We start from the raw sequence: 1,365 nt of genomic DNA, 5'->3' as shown, positions 1-1,365 counted from the left end.
ATAAGTAGTTTCTTTAATTGAAGATTGGAGTCTTTCTATAGCTGCTAATAGAGTATCTATTCTTATTACTATTTCTGTATCTCTAACAAAATGTTTAATGTGTTTCAGATTAGTAATCATACCTGCTAAAAGCATAAGAGATAAGTTCCTTCTACTTGCCTTTAATTGATTTAAAGTCTTTTTCATCTACAAAATGTTTTTAAGTATTGTTCATAATGTTTCTTTTCATTTATTGAAGCTAAAGCATCTAATTGATTATAATTCTTTTTAGTTAAAGTAAAATCATAATCTAATAATGCTTCTTTCAGATTGTAAAATACATTATAATCGAACAAATCTCTGTTGCTTATTTTGATTTGTTCAATGAGAGCTGTTTCAAATATAGCTAGTAATCTTAGAATATATTTGTTATTCTTTTTAACCGCTAGTCATAAACCTTTATCTCCTTTATTATAATCTAAAGGAATAATTGATACCTTGTTATAATCTATTCTCATACTCTAAAGTTTGTTTTATAATACTTTTTAATGATTCTTATAGCTTCGTCAAATTCTTCTTTATTATCAAAAACATTACAAAAAGTGTAGTTGTTCTTGTCTAAGAATACAGGATGAAAATAAGCTACAAAGAATGTTTTAAATAATCTGCTTCTTTTAATAGGAATTAGATTATTTAAAGTAATATCGCTAGTTATACTTACTGTCCAAGCAATATTTAGTTCAGGATCTATTTTATAGATTACTCCATAGTGTGTACCTGGACCTATTTTCGCTCTAATGATGTCATATTTTTGTAAAGGTATTTGATCTACACCTTGACCTAATATTTCTGTAGGTAAAACTATATTCTGTTTAGGAACACATGAAGATTGTTCAATTAAATTAGTAACAGATAAAGATGAATTAAATGCATCTACTATACTTATTATATCTATTATTTTATTATCGTCTGTGTTTTTTAATTTAGTAGATGCTTTAATTCTTATAGAATTTAAAAAGTTCTGTTTTTCATTGGCAGTCTTTTCCTTTAATAAATCTAATATACTCATACTTTTTGTTTTTAATTTTGATAATTTGTAATACTAATAGGACTCGAACCTATAACTCAACCTTATCAGTGTTGTGATGTTACCCGTTACATCCATAGTATTTCTTAACCAGCTTTTTACGACATTAGCTTAGCCGTTGACTTATCGTATCACGCTGCGATACGAGTATAGTCTGTTACAAAAGATTTGTCATTTCTGACGTTATTGACCTATTCATTTTCATCCTCGCTGTCAAAACCATAATGCCCCGCTTGCTTCTTTTAGGGAAAGAAACTTTAGAACCCAATAAACACATACCTTTATTGCGTCTACGTAAT

At 27.5% G+C, this 1,365-nt stretch carries 2 protein-coding genes; both read right to left on the bottom strand.

The window, feature by feature from the left end; translation table 11 throughout:
- A partial coding sequence (locus tag GH681_RS23880; protein ID WP_228112059.1) for a hypothetical protein occupies nucleotides 1-186 on the bottom strand: 186 nt, incomplete at its 3' end.
- Between the two features lie 307 nt (nucleotides 187-493).
- Entirely contained in the window at nucleotides 494-1,048 is a 555-nt protein-coding gene (locus tag GH681_RS23030; protein WP_153163825.1) for a hypothetical protein, read from the bottom strand.
- Nucleotides 1,049-1,365: the final 317 nt, after the last annotated feature.

This window comes from Zoogloea sp. 1C4 (assembly GCF_009469605.1).
Lineage (GTDB): Bacteria > Pseudomonadota > Gammaproteobacteria > Burkholderiales > Rhodocyclaceae > Zoogloea > Zoogloea oryzae.
The sequence above is the reverse complement of the archived record's forward strand: the minus strand, read 5'-3'. Positions and strand labels throughout refer to the sequence as shown.